At 60.5% G+C, this 5722-nt stretch carries 6 protein-coding genes and 1 pseudogene; 2 read left to right on the forward strand and 5 right to left on the reverse strand.

The features are described 5' to 3' along the window. Both KDL09_RS09590 and KDL09_RS09595 read left to right on the forward strand, forming a co-directional pair. The coding region (locus KDL09_RS09590) for an aminotransferase class IV (protein ID WP_294384259.1) at window positions 1-363 on the forward strand (363 nt) is incomplete at its 5' end. 67 nt (window positions 364-430) lie between these two features. Beyond that, window positions 431-1294 (forward strand): L,D-transpeptidase family protein, encoded by an 864-nt coding sequence (locus KDL09_RS09595; RefSeq protein WP_294384261.1) that lies wholly within the window; start codon window positions 431-433, stop codon window positions 1292-1294. On the opposite strand, the gene KDL09_RS09600 is transcribed toward KDL09_RS09595, so the two are convergent. The 5 genes and pseudogenes from KDL09_RS09600 to KDL09_RS09620 all read right to left on the reverse strand — a co-directional run. Next, a complete protein-coding gene (locus tag KDL09_RS09600) occupies window positions 1240-2691 on the reverse strand; it encodes an efflux transporter outer membrane subunit (RefSeq protein ID WP_294384262.1) in 1452 nt (483 codons plus the stop codon). The two genes, KDL09_RS09595 and KDL09_RS09600, sit on opposite strands and share 55 nt — an antisense overlap. Window positions 2692-2707: 16 nt before the next feature. Continuing rightward, window positions 2708-4024, reverse strand: a complete 1317-nt coding sequence (locus KDL09_RS09605; protein WP_294384264.1) for a sodium:proton antiporter — start codon at window positions 4022-4024, stop codon at window positions 2708-2710. A gap of 92 nt (window positions 4025-4116) precedes the next feature. Next, entirely contained in the window at window positions 4117-4596 is a 480-nt protein-coding gene (locus KDL09_RS09610) for a putative molybdenum carrier protein (RefSeq protein ID WP_294384266.1), read from the reverse strand. 126 nt (window positions 4597-4722) lie between these two features. Then, window positions 4723-5139 carry an ATP synthase F1 subunit epsilon gene (gene atpC, locus KDL09_RS09615; RefSeq protein ID WP_294384268.1) on the reverse strand — a complete coding sequence of 139 codons (417 nt, stop codon included), beginning with the start codon at window positions 5137-5139 and terminating at the stop codon, window positions 4723-4725. 43 nt (window positions 5140-5182) lie between these two features. Further along, window positions 5183-5722 (reverse strand): annotated as a pseudogene (locus KDL09_RS09620) (F0F1 ATP synthase subunit beta); the annotation flags it as partial.

Below are 5722 nucleotides of genomic sequence, written 5' to 3' on the forward strand. Positions count from 1 at the left end.
ATCATGCTCAACGACCAGGGCTTCGTGGCCGAGTGCACCGGCGACAACATCTTCATCGTGAAGAACGGCAAGGTCACGACGCCACCGGTCTCCTCCGGTGCGCTCGACGGCATCACCCGTCGCGCGGTGATGGAAGTCCTCGCCGAGATGGGTGTGCCCTGTGTTGAGGCCGTGATGACCCGCTTTGACATTTATACCGCCGACGAATGCTTCCTGACCGGCACCGCCGCGGAAGTGATCGCCGCCGTGCAGTATGATCGTCGTCCCATTGGCGACGGCGCTCCCGGCAAGCTGACGGTTGAAGTAACCAAACGCTTCAAAGCGCTGGCCAACAGCACCGGCACTCCGGTGACCTATGCTTGAGACTGCGCCGTCTCCTGCTGCAGATTTGAACTGGAATAATGGCACGTCGTGTGCAGTTTCTGCCGTCATGAACTCTGTTCGTCAGATCGCCGCCCTCTGTAGGTTCATTCTCCTGGCGGGACTTTTGCTCTGCGGCGTCGGTTGCTCCACGCCTGAGAAGGTGGTGGCGGAGAATCCGTTGAGCAGCCGCGCCTGGTGGAAAGGGGATGGCGTCGCAGGCAAGCCTCGAATCGTCATCAATCTGAGCACGCAGCGCGTGCAGTATTACAAGGGAGGCGAGCTGGTGGGCGTCTCACCGATTTCCTCAGGACGTGAGAGCCATGGCACGGTGACAGGCACCTACCACATCATGGAGAAAGACCTCCATCACCGGTCCTCACGCTTCGGCGTCTATGTGGACAAGGAGGGCAACGTGGTTCAGGACGATGTGGACACTGCCAAGGACTCGCCGCCTGCGGGGACGCACTATGTGGGCGCCAACATGCGTTACTTCATGCGCATCGTCGGTGGCATAGGCATGCATGAGGGGTATCTGCCGGGCTATCCAGCGTCCCATGGCTGCATCCGGCTTCCGACCAAGATGGCCGCAATCTTTTTCAACGAGACACCCGAGGGAACGCCCGTTCAGATCGTGGGCGCAGGCTCGCTGGCAGCCACGGAGGCGGCGATTCCGATTGGGATGGATGAGGCCGTCCCTGTGGCGCCTGTCGATAAGAAGAAGAAGGCCAAGGAAGAAGTGGTGACGGTCGAACCTGTGGATGATCAAAAGCTTACCGTCCGGAGGGCCATTGTGGCTGATGCCGAGCCCAAAAGCTCGTTCGGCTCGCTGTTCAACTGGTCCCGCCGTGTTCCTCTCGGGACCACGGTATACCTCGATCAAAATTCGCCACCAAGCGCCAGATACAAACCGGCGCGGTTGCGTAGTCGCTGAGCTTTGACGCTGGTGAGCGTGCTGCGTGCATCGAAGGCGCGTTGACGCGTGTCGAGCAGGGTCAGTACTTCGCTCAATCCCTTTTCATATTGGCTGAGGGCCAGCGCCTCGGCACGCTCCGCCTCGCTGGCGGCGCGTTCAAGGGCTCCTTCCTGGACTACCAGGAACTGTTCTGCAGCGAGTGCGGTCTCGATTTCGCGGAAGGCGGTGAGGACGCTTGCGGAGTACGTTTGCAGCACCTCTTTGTAACGGCCGCGCTGCAGGTCCACCCCGGCCTTCAGCGCTCCCCCTTGAAACAAAGTCTGTCCGACCTGGGTGCCGATGTTCCAGATGGCGGCCTCGGGACGAATCAACTGTTCGATCTGCTGCGAGGTGCGGCCCGCCGAGCCGGTAAGGCGGATGCTGGGAAGCATGGCTTTTTTTGCGGCGCTCTCGCTGGCGAGCGCGGCTGCAAGACGGCGCTCGGCGGCGCGTAGATCAGGACGGCGCAGCAGCATTTCCGAGGGCAGTCCGGCGGGAATGCCACGCTTCAGCGAGGGCAGCGAACCGATGCCGCGTTCGGTGCCCGCAGGATAACCCCCAAGCAGGGTCTCCAGAGTGCGGCGAGTTTGATCCACCGTGGCACGGCGCTGCTGAACGGTCGATTCGGCGCGGGCGAGATCGGCCCGGCTGAGGCTGACATCCAGCGCGGCGCGTTCGGGTTCGATGCCTCGATCCATCTGACGTTCGAGGATGCCAAGTTGTGTTTTGCGCGTTGCCACGTTGCTTTGCGCCAGCGCGAGCAAGGTCTCAGCTTCGGCCAGCGTCACGGCGGTCTGCACCGTGGTTGCGGCGAGCGACAGGCATGCTGCATGCCAGTCTTCTTCGGCGGCTTCAGAGCCCGCCTTCGCGGCGCGGCGCGTGTCCGCCACGCGGCCCCAGAAGTCGATCTCCCAGCTGATGTTCAGCCAGTTGCCGGTGAAGCGGTTGGCGATCTGGTTGTTGCCTGGAAAGCGCAGGTCACCAGGGCTCTGTGTGCGGCTGCCTGTGCCGGTGGAGGTCAGGGCGGGGAACAAGCCAGCGCCGGCCTGCATCAACTGCGCACGCGTCTGCTCGGCCCGGGCGGCGGCGGCCTTGAGACTGGGATTGGCCGTAATGGCCTGCTGCACAAGAGCGGACAGCCTGGCACTGCCGAATTCGTCCAGCCAGCCGGTGGCTGCGCTCTTTGGGATGCCCGGCAGCGCGGCCCATTTTGCCGGTGCGGTGCCGTGGAGCGCCTCAATGTCGGTTTTCAAACGCTTGCTGCCCAGCGGAGGGAAAAACGCACAGCCGACGCCGAGCAAGCAGAAGGCTGCGGCGCTCAAATGACGAAACGAAGTCAGCAGTTTAAATTTCGGATTGCAGACGGTGTTCGTCATTCGGTTTAATCCTTCATCATTTCACCATGATCCAGCCCACGACAACGAGGATCGGCAGCAGGATGGGGATGGAGAAACGGGCCATGTAGGCCAGGAAGGACGGTGCGTGGACCTTCGATTTATCAGCGATGGCCTTCACCATGAAGTTGGGGCCGTTGCCGATGTAGCTGCCCGCTCCGAAAAACACGGCGCCCAATGAGATGGCGATGAGATGGGGAGCGTTCTCGACTGCGAACTTCATCACGTCGGCGTGTGAGTCCACGGAGAGATGCTCCTGCCCCATCGACGCGGCGAGGAAGGAGAGGTAAGTGGGAGCATTGTCGAGGAAGGCCGAGAGAGCGCCCGTGGAGAAGTAATACTGCATGGGAGAAGTGATGTGCACCGCTTCGCCACTCTGCAGAATCTGCAGTGCCGGAATCATGGTGAGGAAGATGCCCACAAACAGGTATCCCACTTCCTTCACCGGACCAAAGTTGAAATCGTTCGACTCATGCACCTCGGGCTTGGTGGTGTAGTAGGAGGCGACGGCGGCGGCAAACATGACCAGCGAGGGCACCGAGAAAACACCAAGCACGGTGGTCTCCTGAATGCTCTTCGGCAGAAACACTGCGGCGAGCACCACGCCGAGCCAGACGAGATTCAAGAGGCCGCGGAAGAACCAGTCCTCATGAGCGGTCTCCATTTCACGCACTTCCTTGGGAACCCGGGCGAAGTTGCGAGTGTCGAAGATGAAAAACACGACCAGCAGGATTGTCACGGCCAGCGCCCAGGCCTGCCAGCAGTGCTGCAGCACCCACCAGAACGACACCCCGCGCAGAAAGCCGAGGAACAACGGGGGATCACCGATTGGCGTGAGGCAGCCGCCGACATTGCTCACGATGAAGATGAAAAAGACGATGTGAAATCCGGTGATGCGGAACTTGTTCATCTTGATCCACGGCCGGATCAGCAGCATGGACGCACCGGTGGTGCCGATGAAGTTGGCGAGCACGGCACCGATCAGCAGGTAGATCGTGTTCACCATGGGCGTCGCCTCGCCTTTGACACGGATGTTGATGCCACCGGAGATCACGAACAGGGAACCCACCAGCGCCATGAAGCTGACGTACTCATGCGCCGCGTGATGCAGCGGATGCCAGTCCTTTTGAACGAAGACATAGTAGCCCGCGGTGACCAGTCCGAGCGCAACGGCGACTTTCGGATAGTGATGCTCCCAGAAGTGGGCGGCGAAAAGCGGCATCAGCGCGATGCAGAGCAGCAGGAGGGCAAAAGGAGCCATCATGCCCATGGGAGGAAGTGCGGCGTGAGTCGTTGCGTTGGCGAGAAATAACATGCGTCAAAAGCGGAGGTTGGGTGGTCACAAGGCGTCGCAAACAGCGGGCCAGAAACGGAGGAATCTTCGCGGCGCAATGCGCGCCCGCCGGATCAATCCGGACGACGGTCCAGAATGCCCTTCGCTTTCTCGAGCTCGTTGGTGGCCCAGTCGCTTACTCCCGGTTCGTCGGTGTCTGAAGAGCCGGTGATGTGCAGGCGTCGGATGTAATGCTTGTCGAGGAAGGCAACGATCTTCTCAGAGACGCCGAGAATGCCGCGGTGGACGTGCAGCACGGGCTTCTTCTGCTTCTTGGCGCCGCTCACGGCCTTCTGGGCTGTGCCTGCAGCCTTGGCCGCGACCGTGAAGACCAGGGTGGCTTCGGCATCACGCACATTGGAGCTGACCGCCTCCAAGATGTTCTCCGAATCCGCCTCTTTGAGCTTATAACGCGGATCCAACGGTTCGTCCGTGGTGAACAGCCCTTTCGGGCACCAGCCGCCATGGGGGATTTCGTATTTCAACGCCCAGTCGAGCGTGGCACGTTCGACGCCCATCTGGGCCCCGGTGATGATGACGAGTTTGAATGCCATGTGAGAATTTCAGAAGAAAGCAAGACTGCGCATGCAGCAAGCTCGAAGTCACATTCTCTGGCGTTCTTTCACGCACACTACAAGCTGCCAAGTTGCAGGAAGCGGACAACAGGTGTCCGCTGTTCCTTAGACCGTGCGGCGCTTGCGTTTGATGTGGAGGTGAGCTGTAGCGCGCTGAATGGCGGCCATGGCTGCAGCGACTTCTTCCTGATGTTCGCCAGGCTTGAGAGTCTCAAGGGCCTTCTTGGCGCGCTCGATGGCTTCTTCGGCCGCTCTCTCGTCGATCTTGTCGGCGTCCAAGGCGACATCGGTGAGGATGCGTGTCACGGTGCCGGTAACTTCCACCAAACCTTCGCCGACGGCCATCTCGGTCGTCTTGCCATCCTTGGTGATGCGCAGCTCGCCAGGGAGAAGCGTGGTCACCAAGTTGGCGTGGGCGGGAAGCACTCCCATCTCACCTTCGTAACCCGGAAGCACGACAGTGTCGACCTCATCGGAGTAGATGCGGGCTTCAGGAGTGACGATTTCGAGTTTGAGGGGCATGGAAGGAGTTTTCTAAATAACGAATGACGACGGATTAACGCACTCAGTCTTTCTTCACGCTATCGATGCCGCCCTTCATGTAGAAGTTGGCTTCTGGGACGTTGTCGTGCTTGCCATCAAGGATCTCAGCGAAGCCTTTGACGGTGTCCTTGACGGAAACGTATTCACCTTTGGTGCCAGTGAAGATTTCGGCCACGTGGAAGGGCTGGGAGAGGAAACGCTGGAGCTTGCGGGCGCGGAAGACGGTGAGTTTGTCTTCTTCACTGAGTTCGTCCATGCCCAAGATGGCGATGATGTCCTGAAGGTCCTTGTAGCGCTGAAGCACGCGCTGCACGCCACGGGCGACGCGGTAGTGTTCTTCGCCGACGATTTCAGGCGCGAGGGCCTTCGACACGGAGGCGAGAGGATCCACGGCAGGATAGATACCCAGTTCGGCGAGGGAACGCTCAAGCACGACGGTGGAGTCAAGGTGAGCGAAGGTGTTGGCCGGCGCAGGGTCGGTCAAGTCATCGGCAGGGACGTAAACGGCCTGGAACGAGGTGATGGAACCGGTCTTGGTGGAGGTGATTCGTTCCTGCATGGC

The sequence above is a fragment of the Prosthecobacter sp. genome, from assembly GCF_020439865.1.
Lineage (GTDB): Bacteria > Verrucomicrobiota > Verrucomicrobiia > Verrucomicrobiales > Verrucomicrobiaceae > Prosthecobacter.

Bases quoted from the DNA above. Each gene is read 5' to 3' on its own strand.
- KDL09_RS09595 (WP_294384261.1), top strand. From the start codon at position 431: ATGAACTCTGTTCGTCAGATCGCCGCCCTCTGTAGGTTCATTCTCCTG.
- KDL09_RS09600 (WP_294384262.1), bottom strand. From the start codon at position 2,691: ATGACGAACACCGTCTGCAATCCGAAATTTAAACTGCTGACTTCGTTT.
- KDL09_RS09605 (WP_294384264.1), bottom strand. From the start codon at position 4,024: ATGTTATTTCTCGCCAACGCAACGACTCACGCCGCACTTCCTCCCATG.
- KDL09_RS09610 (WP_294384266.1), bottom strand. From the start codon at position 4,596: ATGGCATTCAAACTCGTCATCATCACCGGGGCCCAGATGGGCGTCGAA.
- atpC (WP_294384268.1), bottom strand. From the start codon at position 5,139: ATGCCCCTCAAACTCGAAATCGTCACTCCTGAAGCCCGCATCTACTCC.